Origin of the sequence: Microbacterium gorillae (genome assembly GCF_000826185.2) — a bacterium.
Taxonomy (GTDB): domain Bacteria; phylum Actinomycetota; class Actinomycetes; order Actinomycetales; family Microbacteriaceae; genus Microbacterium; species Microbacterium gorillae.
The window spans coordinates 764,057-782,414 of the sequence record NZ_LN648875.1; the positions used below are offsets into that span (position 1 = coordinate 764,057).

Sequence of the window (18,358 nt, forward strand, 5' to 3'; positions counted from 1 at the left end):
GGACCGGCTCGATTCCTGCGTCCATGCGGAACTGGCACGGCTTCCCATGTCAGTCCCCTTCAGCCGGCGGACCGGCTCAGTACCCGTGTGAGAGCCTCGGTGAGCGCGGCTTCGGGGTCTTCGACGAGTCCCTGCGAGCGCCAGGCGATGATCTTGTCCGGACGGACCAGGACGACACCGTCCTCGCCGACCTCCCGGCGTCGCGCCCAGTCGAAGTAGAGGTCCTCGGTCTCACGACCCGGACCGATGACCACGGCACCGAGGTCGATGCCGAGCTTCGCCGCGACCGCCGGGGCGGCGTCCGCCCACGCCTGACCCGAGATCCCGGTGAACAGCGTGAAGCGCGTGGATGGCGCGAGGTCCAGCGTCGAGACCCGGTGCGCGTTGTCCCCGACCCAGGCGTGCGGCAACGGCGAACCCGGCACGGTGGAGGCCTGGTAGTACAGCTCCGGGTCGCGGGTCGGCTCCGAGCGAGAGGACCCGTCGGACACCACGGCGCTGGACGTGTAGAACTGGCCGAGCTCGACGCCGTGGGCGTTGAACTCGTAGTCCTTCAGCTCCATCGCCTCGCCGAGGGCCGCGCGGCGGGCGGCACCGGCCGCGGTGGGCAGCTTCCGCTCCGCGATCGCGGCGACCATGCCGGCCTCGTCCGCCGCGTCCGTCACCCCGAGGGCGTCGAAGAAACCGGCGAACTCGCGCGAGGACTTGTTCGCACGCGTCACGATCTGCCGCGCGACCGGCGCACGTTCGGTCGTGAACGTGTCCAGCAGCTCCGGGCCCGCCTGCCCGCGCAGCACGGCGGCGAGCTTCCACGCCAGGTTGTAGGAGTCCTGGATCGACGTGTTCGAGCCGAGCCCGTTCGACGGCGGGTGGCGGTGGATCGCGTCGCCGACGCAGTAGACGCGCCCCCGACTCAGTTCGGTGGCGAACATCTCGTTGTTGCCCCAGAGCGAGGTGCCGGTGATCTCGACGTCGATGTCGCGGGTGCCCAGCAGCTGGTAGACCACTTCCCGCGCGGCTTCATCGTCGATCGACGGCGGCGGCTGCGTGATGTCGTAACCCCAGACGATCAGCCATTCCTTCCACGGCCGGACCATGCGGACCAGGCCCGCCCCGATGCCCCCGACGTTCGCGCCCGGCTGGATCACCCAGTACAGAACCGACGGGCGGTGGCCCACGAGAGCTTCCAGGTCGGCCCGGAACGTGATGTTCATGGACCCGGCGATGTCCATCGCGCCCTCGAAGGGCAGTCCGATGTCGGCCGCGACCTTCGAGCGGGCCCCGTCGGCGCCGATCAGGTACTTCGAGCGCACCTCGTACGTGCGGCCGGTGACGCGGTCGAGCACGGTCGTGGTGACGCCGTCGGCATCCTGCACGTGCGAGACGTACTCGCTGGAGAACCGCGTCTGCGTCCCCCGCATCGTGGCGTTGCGGGTGAGGATCGGCTCCAGGTAGTTCTGCGGGATGTCGCAGTTGAGCGTCGGGGAGGCCGCCTCATAGTCCGCGTGCCGAGCCGGGCTCGTCCCCCATGTCAGGATTCGGCCGAACTCCTCGCCGGCGATCGACGAGCAGAAGACCGTGTCCCCGATCAGGTGGTGCGGCGTGGCGAGGGCGTTGACCTCGTCCTCGACGCCCATGTCCCGGAAGAATTCCATCGCCCGCTGGTTCGTGATGTGCGCCCGCGGGGTGTTGGCCGTCCAGCGGTACTTCGTGATCATCACGTTGGGGATGCCGTACGTGGACAGGGCGAGTGCCGCCGCCGATCCACTCGGCCCCGATCCCACGATCAGGACGTCGGTCTCCACCACGCCGTCCGTGGGCAGCGCGGTGGCTGCGATGCCATCGTTGAACTCCGCCATTGGTGCTCCTCGTTCCGGCCACCGTCGTCGGTGGGCGTGGAGCGAGAATGGCTCACGCGGCGCGTCTGCGACGGCGCGTGGCGGAGATGAAACAGCCGCTGTCCGAAACCGACAAGCGGGGGTGTTCGGGCAGGCACTTGGCTGTAGGCGTGATGCGTTGGTGCCGGCTGCCACCCATTGCGTCGGCGAACGCGGCCGCGGGGTAGCAGGAGCCGTTGTCGGTCACGATCCGTTCGATCTGCGTGATTCGGTGGGCTGCGAACCATGCTCGTGCCCGGTCGAGGAACGCGATGGCGGTCACGGCCTTCTCGTCAGGCAGCGCCTCTGTGTAGGCCAGGCGGGCGTACCCGTCGATCGCGGAGTGCAGGAAGACGTAACCGGTCTTTGCGCCACGCGTCTTCGTCCGGGCCACGGCCTTGGCTTCAGCGATGTTCTTCCCGTGCACTCGCCACCCGCCGCCGTCGGGGATGCGGCCGCCTTTCTTCACGTCGATGTGCACCATGTGTCCCGGGCGTTCGGCGATGTGTGGCACTGGGCTGTCGTGCTGGGGCGGAGGAGTGATCGATCGGCCCGAGCTTGACGGGGCGTTTGTAGCGGTTCACCCACTTGGACGCTGTGGCGCGGGAGATCCCCATCTCCTCGGCAACGTGCGCGATTGGTCGGGTGCGGCAGCGATCAATGAGACGCTTGCGGCCCTCAGGCGTGAGTGGTGCGTTGGCGTGCGTCATGGGATTTCGACCGCGCGGCGGCTTTCGCACGTCGGCTGATCGTTGCTGCTGCGATTGCGCCGAGGCCGCCGATGACGGCGAGGGTGAGGGTCGCGGTGTGAAGGCCGGTCTGCGCTTGAGCCGGGGTGGTGAAGCCGCCAGCGAAGGAGAAGGCAGCTATGGCGACGGCGACCCCGATCGCGGCACCGACCTGCCGGAATGCGTTGCCGACGCCGGATGCAGCTCCGGCCAGTTCAGGGGTTGTGTGGCGCATGAGGGCTGTCGCGGAGGTCGGGAAAGCGACCGAGATGCCTATGCCGGAGATGATAAGCGGGCCGAGAAGGCTCAGGTAGTTCGTTCCGCCGAACATGGTAATGAGCAGTGCCCCCAGCCCTTGGAGTGCGAGCCCGGCCGCGAGGAGCGGGCCTTCTCCGGTCCGGTCGGACAGTCGGCCGGCGAGCGGGGCGATGATGATGGCCAGGCCGGTCCAGGGCAGGAGAGCGAGTCCGATGTTCAGCGGGTCGTGTGTGATGGTCGCCGCGATGTACTGGGACAGAAGGTACGCGGCACCGTAGAGACCTGCGCCGAGTGCGGCGGTGGCCAGGGATGCGGCGGTGAATCCGGGTGATCTGAACAGCACGGGCGGCACAACCGGTGTTGCGGTGCGCGTCTGCCAGAATGCGAACGCGGCCAGGACCGCGACCCCCGCAGCACCTTCCACCCAGATCGAGGCGTCCGTGAGGTTGTCTGGCCGGACACGCACGAGCGCATGGACGAGCAGAACCGTGCCGATGGTCACCGTGGCCAATCCCAGGACGTCGATGCGGCGCGCGCGCGGCCCGTCGCGTTGTATGCGTAGCGAGAGCACCACAACGAGGACCCCAACGGGGAGGTTGAGCCAGAACACCCATTGCCAGGAGAAGCCGTGGGCGATTGCACCGCCCACCAGCGGGCCGGCTGCGACGGCGAGCCCGGTGATCGCGCCCCAGATGCCGAGGATGCGTCCGCGTCGTTCGGGCGGGAAGGCGATGGTGAGGATCGTCAGGGCGAGTGGTGCCGCGATTCCCGCTGCCGCGCCTTGCACGGCCCGGGCGAGGATGAACCATCCGAACGTAGGGCTGAGGGCGCAGCACGCCGAGGCGATCGCGAAGACGATCACTGCGTCGAGGTAGATGTTGCGTCGCCCGAAACGGTCTCCGAGTGCGGAGCCAACCAGGATCGCGACCGCGAACGCGAGAGCGTAGGCGTTCACAGCCCAGCTGAGCAGACCCTGCCCGGCGGAGAAGTGGACCCGAATCTGCGGCAGGACGGTGGTCACGACGAGCGCGTCGAGCCCGACCATGAACGATACGAGCGAGCAGGCGATGATCGTCGGTCCCGCCGACCTGGCGTCGGCATGGGTGGATGCAGTGGTCATTGCACTGCCCTTCTACGGGGTTCGTGTGCTCGCCGCGAAGCGGCCGAGGATCTTCGCCCAGCCCTCGGTGTAGCCGAGCTGGATGCCAAGTCGCGCCGGGTCGATTCCCTGCCAGCCGGAATGCACCAGCGATACGCGGGTTTGTTGCCGGCCTAGCGAGGTGAAGGTGACCGTGACGAGGGTCTGCTCCAGCCCGGGAGTCACCAGCCAGTTCATCGCAAACCGATGCCCCGGTTCCCAGATCACGAGGGTGCCCCATCGGGCGCGGCTGCCGTCACGGCGCACCTCGACGATGCTGCCCCATTGCCTGCGATCGACCTCCACCGCGATCACCTCGCCCGGAGCCATCGAGTAGTCCCGCAACGGCCACCAGCCGGCGAGCGTGTCGATGAACAGCGCGAACGCCTCTGGTGCCGAACACTGCACCGTCACCTCGGCCAGGACCGCATCGTCTAGCCGAGATGCTGTTTCCGCATCCGGGCTCGCCGAAGGGACCGCTTGGAGATGCCGTCGTCCCGTCGATTCGCTTGCCATGGTCATCCCGCATCCGCTCGGTGTCCGAGGCCGCCGGCATCCTCGGCCAATGTCTTCGCGACGCTCAGGCTCGATGCCCACAGGTCGCTCAGATAACGCTGCAGCTCTTCCAGTGCGTCCGCATTCGCCCGGTACAGGCGGCGGGTACCATCGCGGCGCTCGAAGACGAGGCCAGTCTCGCGCAGCACTTTCAGGTGCTGGGACACCGTCGACTGCGACACCTCCGGGAATGCCGCACACACCTGCCCAGCGGGCATCTCCCGGGTCGAGACCAGCTCGAGGATCGCGCGCCGTCGGGGTTCGGCGAACGCATCGATCGCTTTGTCCCGATCCATGCTCACGCCCCCAGACGGGGGCGATCCCACAGGCCGATCGGGTTGCCGTCAGGATCGGCGAACACGGCAAAGGAGCCGAACCCCGGAATCTCTGTCGGTTCCTGAAGCACCGTCCCGCCGAGCTCGACCGCACGCTTGAGACCTGCGGCGAGATCTGGCTCGGAGAAGTAGATCCGCACCCCGCCAGTCGGCCCGAACAGAGGGCCGATACCGCCGCCGGGTGCGCCCGCTTCCCCGTGCGTGTTCACCAGGGCGTAACCGCCCATACCGTCGATCACCTGCACGTCCCACCCGAACATCGCCCGGTAGAACTCCTGCGCCGCCTCCGCCGCCGGGGAGGTGACCTCAAAATACGTCAATGAGGACATGATCACTCCTTCACAGTTATTTCGGTCATCACGAATATAGGTGAGTGACGAAATATCTGCAAGAGTTGCATGCCAGAGAATCGGCCCAGCTCCCGACGTCACTGGAGAGCATGTCGGAGATGCTTCTGGTGCAACTCACTCGAGCCCATCAACGACCTCATGGCCAGCAACAGCTAGCGGGCGGCGCGGACCTCCGCCGGCGTGGTGTCGAAGTGCTCCCGGAAGACGCGGCTGAAGTGCGCGGCGGTCGCGAAACCGCAGTACAGCGCCACGTCCTGCACGCTCGGCGCACCGGGAGCGGACAGCATTCGGTGCGCGAGGGTGAGGCGCATCTCCAGGATCGTGCGCGCCACCCCGGCGCCCCCGCTCTCGCTGAAGACGCGGGAGAGGCTGCGCTCGCTCATGCCGACGCCGGCGGCCACCCGGGAGACCGACAGCCCGGGGTCGCGAAGGTTCCGACGGATCCAGGCGATGGCAGCGCGGCGCTTGGCCCCGGACGAGTTCGCACCGTCCGTCGTGAACAGCGCACGCAGCAGGTCCAGCGTGGCGGCCTCGGTCGCGGCGACGGCCGTCGGGTCCGATCCGGTCAGCGAGGTCCGGATCAGACGCGCCAGAGCGGCGGCGTGCACGTCACCACCGGGGATGTCCGCGAAGCTGGACAGCACCGGAACGCGGGGCAGGGGCTGCTCAGTGACGTCCTCGAACACGTGCCGCGGCACGGTGAGGACGTACTCCTGCAACCCGTGCGCGAAGCCACGCAGGAACGGCTGGTTCACGTCGCACGCCAGCATCGTCCCGGGTCGCTGCAGGTGCACGCCGTCCGGGTGGTAGAAGAACGCCTCGCCGGCGAGCGAGAAGTACAGCGCGACGCCGTCCGTCCCCGTGGCGGCGATGTGGTCGCGCGTGCGCTCCACGATGTGCGGATTCGCCCCCACCCAGGCGAATGTCATCTCCTCCACCCGCAGGTTGCGCTCGGTCGCGACCAGCGGCACGTCTCCGATCGATCGCGCCGCGAGCGCGACCAGCGCATCGGCGTTGTGCTGTTCCCACAGCTCGATCCGCGCGAGTCGCTCGAGACCCTCCGTGGAGAAGTGCCGGTACGTCGGACGGGCGTGGTCGACCGCACCCGTCGCCGGATAGGCGGTCAGTTCCGCCGAACTCCACAGCACATCCGTTGTCCCCACGGTCCCTCGCTTCATCGCGTGGTCAATGGCGCACAGCATACGCCGTTTCCATGCAAATGCATAGGACTCGACGTGACGAGACTTACTGCGGGTCGAGGCCCAGGTCGTCCAGGTCGATCGCGGAGCGCCACGCGAGCCCTTCGGCTTCGATCGCGGCCTGAGCGCCGGTCTTGCGGTCGACCACGACGGCAACCGCGACCACGTTGGCGCCGGCGGCGCGCAGCACCTCGACGGCCTTCAGCGCGGACTGCCCCGTGGTGGAGGTGTCCTCCACCACGACGACGTCCTGGCCCTCGATCTCCGCTCCCTCGATCTGGCGTCCGCGTCCGTGGTCCTTGGGTTCCTTCCGCACGACGAAGGCGTCCAGCGGAGCGTCCGATTCGGCGGACGCGTGCATCACGGCGTTCGCGATCGGGTCGGCGCCGAGCGTCAGGCCGCCGACGGCGGTGACGGTCGGGAAGTCGGCCACGAGCTGGCGCACGATGCGACCGATCGCCGGGGCCGCACGGTGGTCCATGGTGAGCCGGCGCATGTCGACGTAGTAGCTGGCCTGCTTGCCGCTGGCGAGGGTGAAGTCGCCGTGGAACACCGCCTCGTCCTTCACGAGGGCGATCAGCTTCTGGCGGTCGGCTTCGAGCTCGGGCGAGGGCATCGTGGTCATGCTCCCGATTCTACGGATTCCGCGAAACACCCAGGCACGTCCGGGACACCCCGCAGTGCGAGGTTTTTCGGACGCGCATGAATGTTTCGCGGTGGGGCATTGCCGGGGAGGGCGGCCACCGCTAAGTTCATGCCGTGCAAAGGTGCACACCCGATAGGAGAACCGTGACCGCCACCGCCGAGCCCCTCCCCGTCAGCGGGCCCACGGACGTCGTGCGCGACGCCGCCCCATCTGCCGACTCGATCCTCCGCTACGCGACGCCGGAACCGCGCCGGAACCTCGCGCTCGCGATCATCTGCCTCGTCCTCGGAGTGACGAGCGCGATGGTTCCCACCGCCTTGATCGGCCTCGGCTTCCTGCAGGGTCAGGCCGGGGGGACGACCGCGTTGGCCGGCATCGTCTGGGGCGCCGGGCTGCTCCTGCTGACGATCATCATCTCCGTCGTGGGGGTCGTGATCTGCCGGCCGCGCACGATGCCGCTGATCGCCCTCACCATCGCCGCGATCTGGCTGGCCGGGGTGATCGCGGTCTTCACGATCGTGCTGGCGTTCGCGTCCTGACCCGCGTTCAGGACAGAGCACCCGCCGAGCGCAGAGCGATCGCGGCGGCACCGACCAGCGGACCGTCGCCGTGCAGCCCGCTGCGGACGATGCGCGCCGACCGCGCGTAGTCCAAGACGGCGGCGGCGGCCAATCCCTCCTGCACGAGCTCGATGTAGTCCGGCGCGGCCTGGGAGAAGCCGCCGCCGATGGAGACGACCTCCAGGTCGAGCAGGGTGATCGCGTCACTGAGACCGGCGCCCACCGCTCGCGCGGAGCGGACGATGGCCGCGCGTGCGGTCTCGTCTCCGGCGGCGGCATCGCGCGCCAGATCCTCACCGGAGGTCCCCCTCCACCCGCGCGCCCGCGCCCACGCGACGCTCGCGGGGCCGGAGGCGACCTCCTCGAGGGTCAGGCCCTCACCGGAGATGTGGGTCTGCCCGAGGTGACCGGCGTTGCCGGACGCGCCCGCGATCAGCACACCGTCGATGACGATGCCACCGCCGATCCCGGTCGAGACCACGATCGACATCGACGCGGTCGACCCGGCGGTCGCACCGATCCAGGCTTCCGCGACGGCCAGGCAGCTGCCGTCATGTCCGACACGCACCGGCAGCTCACGACCGAGATCACGCGCGGCGATGCCGGCGACCTCCTCCGCGAGCCGGAAGCCGTTCAGACCCGGCATGTTCACCGGAGCGATCACGCCACCGGCGTCCCGGAACGGGCCGGCGGTACCCACGCCGACGGCGAGCACCGCCTCGCCGCCCGGTGCCGCGGTGGCCTCCGTGATGACCTCCGCCAGGGCCGCCCGCATCGCGATCGGCTCGATGTCCCGGCCCGTGGGACGACGCACGCGGGATCCCGCGCGCACCGTCCCGTCCTGGTCCACGAGGGCGGCCTCGACCTTGGTGCCCCCGATGTCGATGGCGAGAACCACCGTCACGACTTGACCGACCCGCTCATCAGACCGCCGATGAAATACTTGCCGAGGATGACGTAGACCAGCAGCGTCGGCAGCGACGCCAGCAGCGCGCCCGCCATCGATGCGCCGTAGTTGGACAGCTGCGCGCCGGCGGCGAGGTTCACCAGCGACAGCGACACCGGTCCGCCGTTCTGATCGGACAGGAACAGCGCGAACAGGTAGTCGTTCCACGCCGAGGTGAACTGCCAGATGATCGTGACCACGAAGCCGGGCAACGACAGCGGCAGGACGATGCGAGCGTAGGTCGAGAGCATGCCGGACCCGTCCACACGGGCGGCCTCCATCAGCTCGTTCGGAATGCCCTCGTAGTAGTTGCGGAAGATCAGCGTGCAGATCGGCAGACCGTAGATGATGTGCACGATCAGCAGGGTGCCGATGTTGCTCGGCATCCCCAGCGACGTCTTCATCTGCACCAGCGGCGTCATGATCGCCTGGTACGGGATGAACATGCCGAACAGGATCAGTGTGAACACGAGGTTCGCGTACGGGAACTTCCAGCGCGAGAGCACGAAGCCGTTCATCGATCCCAGCACCGCGGAGATCAGCGCCGCCGGAATGGCGAGCAGGAACGTGCGTCCGATCGGGGCGATCAGGGCGTCCCACGCGATGGACCAGTTGTCGAAGCCGGTGGTTCCGTCGGCGCCCGCTTCCCAGGGCCAGCGCAGGGGCAGACTCCAGGACGTCGGCGCACTGACGTCCGACGGCGGCTTCAGGCTCGTCACGATGAGGACGTAGACGGGCATCAGGACGATGATGACGAACAGGACGAGCAGGACGTACTTCGCCGTCCGCCCGAGCTTGCCGCGACCGCGGCTCGCGCTCGGCGCCTGCGAGAGGGCCTTGCCGCGCGTTTCGATACCGGTGGCGATGCTCATCGTGACCTCCTCTCCTGGCGAGCCGTATAGATCAGGTACGGGATGATGAAGATGCACACGAGCAGCAGCAGGATCGTCGCGATCGCGGACGCCTTGCCGTACTCGGCACCGGTCAGGGCGGTCCACATGTACGTGGCCGGAACCTCGGTGACGTAGATGGCACCGGTGACCGACATGATCAGGTCGAACACCTTCAGCGACATGTGCGCGACGATGACGAGTGCGGACAGGGCGACGGGGCTCAGCTGCGGGAAGATCACGTAGCGATAGAGCTTCCACTCGCTGGCGCCGTCCATGCGGGCCGCCTCGCGCAGCTCCTCCGGGATGCCGCGGAAGCCGGACAGGAACAGTGCCATGACGTAGCCGGCGAGCTGCCAGATGGCGGGCATCGCCATGGCGGCCATGCCCCATCCGGGCGCCTGGAACCAGTCGCTCTGCAGGCCGCCCAGACCGATCGAGTGCAGCAGGCCGTTCAGTCCCGAGGCACGATCACCCTTGGTCGGGCTGAGCAGCCAGCGCCACACCACACCGGAGGCGACGAAGGAGACCGCCATCGGGAACAGGTACACCGAGCGGAACACGCCTTCGGCGGTGACGCCCTTGTCCAGCAGCCAGGCCCAGAGGAAGCCGAACACCATGGTGCCGACCATGAAGAAGACGGTGAAGATGCCGAGGTTGCCGAGCGAGTGCAGGAAGCGCGGCTCGCTGAGCAGGTCGGTGAAGTTCGCCAGTCCCACGAACTCGGACGCGGTCAGTGCCGAGTCCCGCGTCATGGCGGTGGACACGTTCACACCGATCAGGCCGTAGACGAAGATCGCGACGATGATGATCGTCGGCGAGATGAGCAGGAGCGGTGGCCCCCAGTTGCGGATTCCCTTGCGCACGGGTGTCCTCTCGATTCCGGACGCGAGCGTCCGAGGTGAGAGGCGGCGACGCGCGCCGCCTCTCACCCGTGCGGATTACTTGCCGAGACCCTTGGTCTGGGCCTGGACCAGCGCGTCCTGCAGCGCCTTGCCGTCCTTGTCGGACACGTACTTGCCGATCGCGGAGGTGACGTCGGTCAGCCACGACACCTTGACGGCGGCACCGTGCGCCAGCGAGCTGACGATGGTGTCCTTGCTGAACGAGTCCATCGCCCCCTGCTGGTACGCCGGGTAGTCCGCCTTGTTCGCGTCGGTGCGGGCCGGGATCGAGCCCTTGGCGAGGTTGAAGGCCTTCTGGCCCTCAGCCGAGGAGATCGTCTTCAGCCAGTCCTTGGCCGCCTCCGGGTGCGGGGCACCCACCGGCAGCGTGAACGAGTCGGCGAGGAAGTCGAACGTGCCCTCGGTGCCCGGCGTCGGCCAGGTCGTGAAGTCCGTGCCGTAGGTCTTGCCCTTGCCGTCGAACTCGGCCAGCGCCCAGTCGCCCATCACGTTGTAGGCGGCCGTACCGTCGATGACCATGTCGGTCGCGACCGGCCAGTCCTGACCGGTTCCGTCCGTGTTGGCCAGCGCGAGCAGCTGCGAGTAGTGATCGATCGCGGTCGTGACCTTCGCGTCGTCGAACTTCGTCGTGCCGTCCCACAGACCCGAGTAGCCGTCCGCGCCGAGGTCGGCCAGCAGCACGTTCTCGAACAGCTGGACCTGGGTCCAGTCAGTGGCGACGGACAGCGGCGTGGCGACGCCGGCGGCCTTGAGCTTCTTCATGTCCGCGATCCACGCGTCCATGTCGGCGGGGGCCTTCGTGGCGTCGAGGCCGGCCTTCTTCAGCACCGCGGTGTTCACCCACACGACGTTGGCGCGGTGGATGTTGCTCGGCACCGAGTAGATCTTGCCGTCGACGGTCAGTCGGTCCACGAGCGTGGACGGGAACGCGTCCGTCAGGCCGTTGTCCTTGTAGAAGCTGCTGAGGTCCTCGAGCTTGTTCGCCTCGATGTAGTCGGTCAGCTCGGCACCGGCGTGCGCCTGGAACGAGTCCGGCGGATTGTTCGCCTTCAGGCGCGAGGCGAGCGCGTTCTTCGCGTTCGATCCGGCGCCACCGGCGACGGACGCGTTGACGAACTTCACGTCCGGGTACTGCTCGTTGAACACCTTCACCAGGGCGTCCAGACCGACCTTCTCGGAGCCCGACGCCCACCAGGTGAAGATCTCGACCTGGCTGTTGTCTCCGGAACCGCCCGAGGCGGAGCCCTTGCCCGAATCGCCCGATGCGCATCCGGCCAGCGCCAGACCCGCGATGGCAATGCCTGCGACCGCTGTGATCGTCCTTCGCATGTGATCCTCCTTTGGATACTCCGCGCCCCGCGCGGCGGAGTTCATGGAAACATGGAAACGTTGCCATTTCAAGTCCGGCGACAGCTCAGCTACGACACGATCGCGCAACGATGTGCGCCGCTCACGGGGTGCGGCTCGGCGGGGCCACCTCACCCGATCCGCGCGGCACCACCCGGGTGCCCAGCGTCACCCGGCGGACCGGCCCGGTGAGCCCGTCGATGCGGGCGAACAGCAGGTCCGCCGCCGCCCCGCCGATGTGGGCCGGGTCCTGGGCGGTCGTCGTGGTCGGCGGTGTCATCAGTGGTGCGGTGTCGAAGGCATCGAAGCCGACCAGCGCCCGCCCCCCCAGCGCCGGGGCGGCGGTCAGCAGGCTACGCCACGATCGCGCAACGATGTGCGCCGCTCCCGGGGGGCGGCTCGGCGGGGCCCCCTCCCCCGACCCGCGCGGCCCCCCCCGGGTGCCCAGCGTCCCCCGGCGGACCGGCCCGGTGAGCCCGTCGATGCGGGCGAACAGCAGGTCCGCCGCCGCCTCGCCGATGTGGGCCGGGTCCTGGGCGATCGTCGTGGTCGGCGGTGTCATCAGTGGTGCGGTGTCGAAGTCATCGAAGCCGACCAGCGCCCGCCCCCCGAGCGCCGGGGCGGCGGTCAGCAGCGACTTCGTGGTCCGGCTGTTCGTCGTGAGGAACGCCGTCGGCGGCTCCCGCAGCGCATCCATCGCCCGAACCGCGTTACGGCACGCTTCCGGGTCGTCATCGTCGACGGTGACGATGAGGTCGTCATCCGCCGCGATCCCGGCCGCTTCCAGCCCGGCACGGTATCCGGCGATCCGCTCACCGGCGGTGTAGCTGCCGGTCGCGTGCGCGAAGCAGGCGATCCGGTGGTGACCGTGCGCCACGAGGTGCGCCACCCCGGCGGCGGCGCCGCTCCGATTGTCGACCACGACCTCATCGGCGGTGAGCCCGGGCGAGGGCCGGTCGACGAAGACGAGCGGCAGTCCGTCGTCGATCTCCCGCTGCAGGAAGGACACGTCAGCGTCCTCGGGGACCACGATGACCAGTCCGTCCAGGCGACGACCGAGCAGGCGTCCGACGATGCGCTCGGCTTCGCGCGCATCGTCGGTCGCGGAGGCGACGAGCGCCAGCATGTCCCGCTGCTGCGCCCGCTCCTCGATGGCACTGACCAGGGACGAGTAGAACGGATCGGAGATGCGGGTGACCACGACGCCGATCGTCTCGGCCGTGCCGGTGCGGAGGTTGCGCGCGAAGTCATTGCGACGGAAGCCGAGCTGCGCGATGGCGGACTCGACCGCGCGAACCTTCGTCGCGCTCACGACGCCGCGCTCGGAGACGACGCGCGAGACCGTGGACAGCCCCACGCCGGCGAGCGCCGCGACGTCCTTCATCGTCGGTCGCTTCGGTGATCGGTGCTCAGCGCTCATGGTGATGTGACAATGTCATGAGAACGTTGCCAAAGCAACGTCGATCCGCCGGGAACTCTGACCCGGGCGGCATCGAGTGGGTCAGACCGCAGGCCGCGCCCAGGGCCGCGCTTCGGTGGCCTCGTACGCTTCGTTGAATCGACGCAACGTCGCGATGAGACCGGCGCGGTCCGCGGGTGACCAACCGTCGACGACGCCACCCAGCTCACGGGCATAGGAGTCACGCTCGTCAGCCAGTCGTTTGCGTCCGGCCTCGGTCAGGCGGAACTTCCGCGCCACGCCGCCGTCCGGATCGGGCGTCCGCTCCAGGTGGCCGGCTCGCACGATCGCCGCAGTCTGTCGATTCAGCGTCGAATCATCCAGGCCGAGCACCTCGCGCAGCTCGCGGATCGTGAGCGGCCCGTCCACGCTGATCCGGCTCATCAGCACATAGGCGCTGCGGTCCAGCGGGGCCTCTTCCCAGTCGGCATGTCGCTGCAGATGGTTCAGATGCCGCATGACCAGCATCATCTCGAACTGCAACGCGCTCGTCTCATCGCTCATGTCGCTCCCGAGCTTCTTCCGCCCCCCGGCGGGATCCGACGTGCCCACCCGGCGAGCCTGGTGCTCGCCAATCCCCAAAAGTGAGCCACGTCCTCCGGCCCCTGACGGAGCCTGGATGAATCTTGACACACTCCACCGAGAAGGGGCAGGCGGTCGTGCGGTGGCGCTCACACCGGGCGGTCGTTATCGTGGCGAGCGGAGAGGTGGTCACCCGTGTTCGATTACGACCCGTACGACGCGCTCGCCCGGCTGCGACCGGTCCCGAGCCTCACGCTCACCAGCTCGGATTTCGCGGAGGGTGAGGCGTTGCCCACCTCCGCCTGGGGCACCGGTGCGGGGGGACAGGATCTGTCACCCCAGCTGTCCTGGTCCGGCGTCCCGGAGGGCGCGCGCTCGCTCGCCCTGTCCGTCTTCGATCCGGACGCGCCGACCGGTTCCGGGTTCTGGCACTGGGCGATCTACAACCTGCCGGTGACGACGACGAGCCTGCCGGCGGGCGCCGGGACGCTCGAGGGCGCCCTGCCGGCGGGCACCGTGACGCTGCCGAACGAGATGCGCACGAAGCAGTACATCGGAGCGGCGCCGCCGGCCGGAACCGGGACGCACCGGTACTTCTTCGTCCTGGACGCATTGGATGTCGACGCGCTCGAGCTGGACGCCGACGCGACTCCCGCGATCCTCGGCTTCAATCGCCATTTCCACACCCTGGCGCGCGGTGTCCTGCGCGGCACGGCCACGCCGTCCTGAGTCCCGCGGCGAGCGGTGCTCGACGCGGTGCGCTGTCCGACGCCACCCGTAGGCTGGACCCATGCGTCTTGCCACCTGGAACGTCAACTCCGTCCGCGCCCGCGTGAATCGCATCGTCGAGTTCGCGTCGCGCGAGAGCGTGGATGTGCTCGCGATGCAGGAGATCAAGTGCAAGCCGGAGCAGTTCCCGTACGCCGAGTTCGAAGCAGCGGGCTACCAGGTCGTGGCGCACGGGCTGAACCAGTGGAACGGTGTGGCCATCGCCAGCCGGGAGCCGATCGAGGACGTGGAGTACGCGTTCGCCGGGATGCCGGGCTTCGCGAAAGGGCATGAGGGTCCGGATGCGCCGCAGGAGGCGCGCGCCCTCGGCGCGACCATCGGTGGGGTGCGCGTGTGGAGCCTCTACGTCCCCAACGGCCGGTCGCTCGAGGACCCGCACATGGCGTACAAGCTGCACTGGCTGCGCGCGCTCCGTGATGCGGCCGGAGCGTCGCTGGCCGCCGACCCCGAGTTGAAGCTCGCCCTGGTCGGCGACTACAACGTGATCCCGTTCGACGATGACAACGGTGACCCGGACATCCGCGTCGGGGTCTCGACGCACGTCAGCCCCGAGGAGCGGTCGGCGTTCTTCGATCTGGAGAGCGCCGGGTTGACCGACGTGGTCCGTCCGCTCATCCCGACCGGGTACACGTACTGGGACTACCAGCGCCTGAAGTTCCCCCGCAACGAGGGCATCCGCATCGACTTCGTCCTCGGCTCACGGGCCTTCGCGGACGCGGTGACCGGTGCGTCCATCGCGCGCGACGAGCGCAAGGGCGAGGCGCCGAGCGACCACGTCCCCGTCGTCGTCGACCTGGACCTCGCGCCGGCGGACGATGACGACGTCCCGATGATCTTCGGCTGACACGGGCGACCGCACCGTCGGCGGGACCCGCCCTTGCAATCGTTGGGGTACTGAGGATATGCTCTCCTCGCCCCCATGGCACCCCGGTTGTCGCGTATCAAAGGAGACCACGTGCAGTTCTATCGAGACGGCTACCGCCCGGGCGACCCGGACATCATTCCGGCCGCCGGCGCAGGCGTGGATCGCCCCACGGACATTCCGGAGCAGGTCGACGTCCTGATCGTCGGCACCGGGCCGGCCGGCAGCGTGCTGGCCGCGCAACTGGCCGCGTTCCCCGAGATCAGCACCCGCGTGATCGAGAAGCGGGCGGGTGAACTCGAGGTCGGTCAGGCCGACGGCGTCGCCTGCCGCACGGTCGAGATGTTCCAGGCGTTCGGTCTCGCCGATGCTCTCCTGCGCGAGGCTTACTGGGTCAACGAGGTGCGGTTCTGGGGTCCGTCCGCGGAGGACCGCGACAAGATCGCTCGCACCGGTTTCGTGGAGGACACTCCCGCCGGGCTGAGCGAGTTCCCGCACGTCATCGTGAACCAGGCCCGCATGCAGCACTACCTGCTCGAGTACGCCGAGCAGTCGGCCGCGAAGATCACGCCGGACTACGGCGTCGAGCTGGTCACCGTCGCCGTCGGCGAGGGCGAATACCCGGTCACCGCGACCCTGCGTCGTGGGGAGGCGGGCGAAGAGTTCAGGGTGCAGGCGAAGTACGTCGTGGGCTGCGACGGCGCGCGCAGCAACGTGCGCCGCGCGCTCGGCTCGAAGCTGCACGGCGACGCCGCCAACCACGCCTGGGGCGTCATGGACGTGCTGGCCGCCACGGACTTCCCGGACTGGCGCACGAAGAACGTGATCCAGTCCGCCGGCAAGGGCTCGCTGCTGATGATCCCCCGCGAGGGCGGTTCCATGGTGCGCGTGTACGTCGACCTGGGCGAGGTCCCGGCCGGTGACAGCTCGATCCGACAGACCACGGTGGAGCAGCTCACCGACGTCGCCAACGCGATCCTGCACCCGTACTCGATCGACGTGCACTCGGTCGCGTGGTCCAGCGTGTACGAGGTGGGTCAGCGCATCGCGGACCACTTCGACGACCTCGCCGGACGCGACGGCGACCCGCACGTGTTCATCATGGGCGACGCCTGCCACACGCACTCGGCCAAGGCCGGTCAGGGCATGAACGTGTCCATGCAGGACGGGTTCAACCTCGGTTGGAAACTCGGCGCCGTCCTCAGCGGTCGCAGCGAGCCGTCGCTGCTGCGTTCGTACGCGGCCGAGCGTCGCGCCGTCGCGCAGGACCTGATCGACTTCGACAAGTTCTGGTCCGCCTTCATCGCGCAGCCCGCGTTCGACCCGCGGCACCCGGAGCGCGGCGGCGTGACCGCCGAGGCGATGGAGGCCGAGTTCGCGCGCCAGGGCCGCTACACCGCCGGGTTCGCGACCGTCTACACGCCGTCCGCGCTGACCGGCACGACCGAGCACCAGGAACTCGCCCCCGGCTACCCGGTCGGCGAGCGCTTCAAGGCCGCCCCGGTGGTGCGCGTCTCGGACGCCCGTCCGATGCAGCTCGGTCACACCGCGCGCGCGGACGGCCGCTGGCGCCTGTACGCCTTCGGCGACGACGCGCAGGTCCGCGACTTCGCGACGTGGCTGACCGATGCCACGGACTCCCCCGTCACCCGCTTCACCCCCGCGGGCGCGGACATCGATGCGGTGTTCGACGTGCACGGTGTGATCCGCGCCGGCCACCACGATGTGGTCTCCACCTCGTTCCCGGAAGTTCTCCGCCCGCATACCGGACCGCTGTCGCTGCCGGACTGGGAGAAGATCTGGGCGCTGTCCGCGACGAGCGACGTGTTCGCCGATCGCGGCATCAGTGCGGCGGGCGTCGTGGTCGTCGTCCGTCCGGACCAGTACGTCGCGCACGTGCTGCCGCTGGACGCGCACGCGGAGCTGACCACGTTCTTCGACGGCTTGCTCGTTCCGGTCACCGCGGGAGCCTCGGTAGCCTGAGCGAATGGCTCCCGACACCGAACTCGATCCGTACCGCCACACCGGATATCTGATCCGCCGCGCGCAGCAGCTGCACGTGGCGACCTGGACCCGGGTGGTGTCGACCGAGACCAGCAGCGTGCAGTACGCCATCATGGCCGTCCTGCATCGGGTCGGGGACGCCAGTCAGCGCGAGCTCTGCGACGCGGTGGACCTGGACCGGTCAACCATCGCGGACCTCATCGCGCGGATGGAGCGGCGCGGACTCGTGGCGCGCCACCGGGACCCCGCCGACCGTCGCCGCAACACCGTCACGCTCACGGATGCCGGACAGACGGAGTACGCGATGCTGCAGCCGCGCGTCACGACCGCCGACGCCGAGCTGACGTCGATCCTCGACCCCACCGACCGGGAAGCACTGCGACAGGCGCTGCGCGAACTCCTCGCGGCGACCTGAGCCCGCGTCAGCCCTCGGAGCGGGCGATCAGGTCCCGGAATCCGCGCAGCCAGCCGAGCAGGAAGTCGCGGGTGCCCGCGTTCGTGATCGTGCCGTCCTCGGCGTACAGCTCGGGGTCGTAGCGGAGGTACATCTCGGGGTCGCCCAGCACGAGTGCGCCGCGTGAGACCATCACCGAGCGCAGGTGCTCCTGGGCGACGGCGGTCGAGATCACACCGCCCGATGTCCCCGTGATGGCGACCGGTTTGCCCGGCCACACGCTCGTACGCGGCGGTCGCGTGGTCCAGTCGATGGCGTCCTTGAGAACCGCCGGGATGGATCGGTTGTACTCCGGCGTCACCATCAGCACGCCGTCCGCCTCGGCGATGGCGCGTTTGAGCGCCTCCCCCTCCGCGGGATAGTCGGCGTCGAAGTCGGTGCGGTAGAACGGGAGCTCGCCGATCGGGATGTCGAAGAAGTCCAGCTCGGCGTCCGGACCGAGCTGGGCGATGCACGCCGCGACCCGCGCGTTGATGGAGCGGGTGGAGAGGCTGCCGACGATCACGCCGACCCGATAGCTCGTCATGCGGCCAT

At 68.9% G+C, this 18,358-nt stretch carries 19 protein-coding genes and 1 pseudogene; 5 read left to right on the forward strand and 15 right to left on the reverse strand.

What is annotated here, in order from left to right; genetic code table 11:
- Positions 1-59: 59 nt before the first annotated feature.
- From BN1193_RS13095 to pyrE, 8 genes and pseudogenes are all read right to left on the reverse strand, one after another.
- Complete coding sequence (locus tag BN1193_RS13095) at positions 60-1,859, reverse strand: FAD-dependent oxidoreductase (RefSeq protein WP_040167247.1); 1,800 nt, start codon at positions 1,857-1,859, stop codon at positions 60-62.
- A 145-nt stretch (positions 1,860-2,004) separates the two neighbouring features.
- Positions 2,005-2,587 (reverse strand): annotated as a pseudogene (locus BN1193_RS13100) (DDE-type integrase/transposase/recombinase); the annotation flags it as partial.
- Complete coding sequence (locus BN1193_RS13105; RefSeq protein WP_040167250.1) at positions 2,556-3,983, reverse strand: MFS transporter; 1,428 nt, start codon at positions 3,981-3,983, stop codon at positions 2,556-2,558. The pseudogene BN1193_RS13100 and the gene BN1193_RS13105, both read right to left, overlap by 32 nt.
- A 12-nt stretch (positions 3,984-3,995) precedes the next feature.
- A complete protein-coding gene (locus BN1193_RS13110; RefSeq protein WP_230206500.1) occupies positions 3,996-4,523 on the reverse strand; it encodes an SRPBCC domain-containing protein in 528 nt (175 codons plus the stop codon).
- Positions 4,520-4,852 carry an ArsR/SmtB family transcription factor gene (locus BN1193_RS13115; RefSeq protein ID WP_195907862.1) on the reverse strand — a complete coding sequence of 111 codons (333 nt, stop codon included), beginning with the start codon at positions 4,850-4,852 and terminating at the stop codon, positions 4,520-4,522. Before BN1193_RS13115 ends, BN1193_RS13110 begins: the two co-directional genes overlap by 4 nt.
- Before the next feature lie 2 nt (positions 4,853-4,854).
- Positions 4,855-5,220, reverse strand: a complete 366-nt coding sequence (locus BN1193_RS13120) for a VOC family protein (RefSeq protein WP_230206501.1) — start codon at positions 5,218-5,220, stop codon at positions 4,855-4,857.
- Between the two features lie 173 nt (positions 5,221-5,393).
- The gene (locus tag BN1193_RS13125) at positions 5,394-6,404 is read right to left on the reverse strand and encodes an AraC family transcriptional regulator (protein WP_195907863.1); all 1,011 of its coding nucleotides are present in this window, start codon (positions 6,402-6,404) and stop codon (positions 5,394-5,396) included.
- An 82-nt stretch (positions 6,405-6,486) separates the two neighbouring features.
- Complete coding sequence (pyrE, locus tag BN1193_RS13130; protein WP_040167253.1) at positions 6,487-7,065, reverse strand: orotate phosphoribosyltransferase; 579 nt, start codon at positions 7,063-7,065, stop codon at positions 6,487-6,489.
- A gap of 164 nt (positions 7,066-7,229) precedes the next feature.
- On the opposite strand from pyrE, the gene BN1193_RS13135 reads away from it, so the two are divergent.
- Positions 7,230-7,625 carry a hypothetical protein gene (locus BN1193_RS13135; protein WP_040167254.1) on the forward strand — a complete coding sequence of 132 codons (396 nt, stop codon included), beginning with the start codon at positions 7,230-7,232 and terminating at the stop codon, positions 7,623-7,625.
- A gap of 7 nt (positions 7,626-7,632) precedes the next feature.
- Here BN1193_RS13135 and BN1193_RS13140 read toward each other — a convergent pair whose 3' ends face one another.
- From BN1193_RS13140 to BN1193_RS13170, 6 genes are all read right to left on the reverse strand, one after another.
- The gene (locus BN1193_RS13140) at positions 7,633-8,544 is read right to left on the reverse strand and encodes an ROK family protein (RefSeq protein ID WP_230206502.1); all 912 of its coding nucleotides are present in this window, start codon (positions 8,542-8,544) and stop codon (positions 7,633-7,635) included.
- A 2-nt stretch (positions 8,545-8,546) separates the two neighbouring features.
- Positions 8,547-9,464, reverse strand: coding sequence for a carbohydrate ABC transporter permease (locus BN1193_RS13145; protein ID WP_040167258.1), 918 nt, complete (start codon positions 9,462-9,464; stop codon positions 8,547-8,549).
- Positions 9,461-10,348: a carbohydrate ABC transporter permease gene (locus tag BN1193_RS13150; RefSeq protein WP_040167259.1), complete on the reverse strand. Its 888-nt coding sequence runs from the start codon at positions 10,346-10,348 to the stop codon at positions 9,461-9,463. The genes BN1193_RS13145 and BN1193_RS13150 overlap by 4 nt, the downstream gene beginning before the upstream one ends.
- Positions 10,349-10,423: 75 nt before the next feature.
- Positions 10,424-11,716: an ABC transporter substrate-binding protein gene (locus BN1193_RS13155; RefSeq protein WP_040167261.1), complete on the reverse strand. Its 1,293-nt coding sequence runs from the start codon at positions 11,714-11,716 to the stop codon at positions 10,424-10,426.
- A gap of 121 nt (positions 11,717-11,837) precedes the next feature.
- Entirely contained in the window at positions 11,838-13,118 is a 1,281-nt protein-coding gene (locus BN1193_RS13165; protein ID WP_052460764.1) for a LacI family DNA-binding transcriptional regulator, read from the reverse strand.
- Positions 13,119-13,235: 117 nt separating this feature from the next.
- On the reverse strand, positions 13,236-13,697 hold the full coding sequence (locus BN1193_RS13170) for a MarR family winged helix-turn-helix transcriptional regulator (protein WP_040167263.1): 462 nt from the start codon (positions 13,695-13,697) through the stop codon (positions 13,236-13,238).
- Between the two features lie 213 nt (positions 13,698-13,910).
- On the opposite strand from BN1193_RS13170, the gene BN1193_RS13175 reads away from it, so the two are divergent.
- From BN1193_RS13175 to BN1193_RS13190, 4 genes are all read left to right on the forward strand, one after another.
- Entirely contained in the window at positions 13,911-14,444 is a 534-nt protein-coding gene (locus BN1193_RS13175) for a YbhB/YbcL family Raf kinase inhibitor-like protein (RefSeq protein WP_052460765.1), read from the forward strand.
- A 61-nt stretch (positions 14,445-14,505) separates the two neighbouring features.
- Positions 14,506-15,348 (forward strand): exodeoxyribonuclease III, encoded by an 843-nt coding sequence (locus BN1193_RS13180; RefSeq protein WP_040167264.1) that lies wholly within the window; start codon positions 14,506-14,508, stop codon positions 15,346-15,348.
- 111 nt (positions 15,349-15,459) lie between these two features.
- Positions 15,460-17,349 carry an FAD-dependent monooxygenase gene (locus tag BN1193_RS13185; RefSeq protein WP_040167266.1) on the forward strand — a complete coding sequence of 630 codons (1,890 nt, stop codon included), beginning with the start codon at positions 15,460-15,462 and terminating at the stop codon, positions 17,347-17,349.
- A gap of 4 nt (positions 17,350-17,353) precedes the next feature.
- Complete coding sequence (locus BN1193_RS13190) at positions 17,354-17,785, forward strand: MarR family winged helix-turn-helix transcriptional regulator (RefSeq protein ID WP_040167267.1); 432 nt, start codon at positions 17,354-17,356, stop codon at positions 17,783-17,785.
- A 7-nt stretch (positions 17,786-17,792) separates the two neighbouring features.
- On the opposite strand, the gene BN1193_RS13195 is transcribed toward BN1193_RS13190, so the two are convergent.
- Complete coding sequence (locus tag BN1193_RS13195) at positions 17,793-18,350, reverse strand: NADPH-dependent FMN reductase (RefSeq protein ID WP_040167270.1); 558 nt, start codon at positions 18,348-18,350, stop codon at positions 17,793-17,795.
- Positions 18,351-18,358: the final 8 nt, after the last annotated feature.

Excerpts from the sequence above, each read along its gene's own strand:
- BN1193_RS13095 (WP_040167247.1), bottom strand. The coding sequence starts at position 1,859 with ATGGCGGAGTTCAACGATGGCATCGCAGCCACCGCGCTGCCCACGGAC.
- BN1193_RS13105 (WP_040167250.1), bottom strand. The coding sequence starts at position 3,983 with ATGACCACTGCATCCACCCATGCCGACGCCAGGTCGGCGGGACCGACG.
- BN1193_RS13110 (WP_230206500.1), bottom strand. The coding sequence starts at position 4,523 with ATGACCATGGCAAGCGAATCGACGGGACGACGGCATCTCCAAGCGGTC.
- BN1193_RS13115 (WP_195907862.1), bottom strand. The coding sequence starts at position 4,852 with ATGGATCGGGACAAAGCGATCGATGCGTTCGCCGAACCCCGACGGCGC.
- BN1193_RS13120 (WP_230206501.1), bottom strand. The coding sequence starts at position 5,220 with ATGTCCTCATTGACGTATTTTGAGGTCACCTCCCCGGCGGCGGAGGCG.
- pyrE (WP_040167253.1), bottom strand. The coding sequence starts at position 7,065 with ATGACCACGATGCCCTCGCCCGAGCTCGAAGCCGACCGCCAGAAGCTG.
- BN1193_RS13145 (WP_040167258.1), bottom strand. The coding sequence starts at position 9,464 with ATGAGCATCGCCACCGGTATCGAAACGCGCGGCAAGGCCCTCTCGCAG.
- BN1193_RS13155 (WP_040167261.1), bottom strand. The coding sequence starts at position 11,716 with ATGCGAAGGACGATCACAGCGGTCGCAGGCATTGCCATCGCGGGTCTG.
- BN1193_RS13165 (WP_052460764.1), bottom strand. The coding sequence starts at position 13,118 with ATGAAGGACGTCGCGGCGCTCGCCGGCGTGGGGCTGTCCACGGTCTCG.
- BN1193_RS13170 (WP_040167263.1), bottom strand. The coding sequence starts at position 13,697 with ATGAGCGATGAGACGAGCGCGTTGCAGTTCGAGATGATGCTGGTCATG.
- BN1193_RS13180 (WP_040167264.1), top strand. The coding sequence starts at position 14,506 with ATGCGTCTTGCCACCTGGAACGTCAACTCCGTCCGCGCCCGCGTGAAT.
- BN1193_RS13190 (WP_040167267.1), top strand. The coding sequence starts at position 17,354 with ATGGCTCCCGACACCGAACTCGATCCGTACCGCCACACCGGATATCTG.
- BN1193_RS13195 (WP_040167270.1), bottom strand. The coding sequence starts at position 18,350 with ATGACGAGCTATCGGGTCGGCGTGATCGTCGGCAGCCTCTCCACCCGC.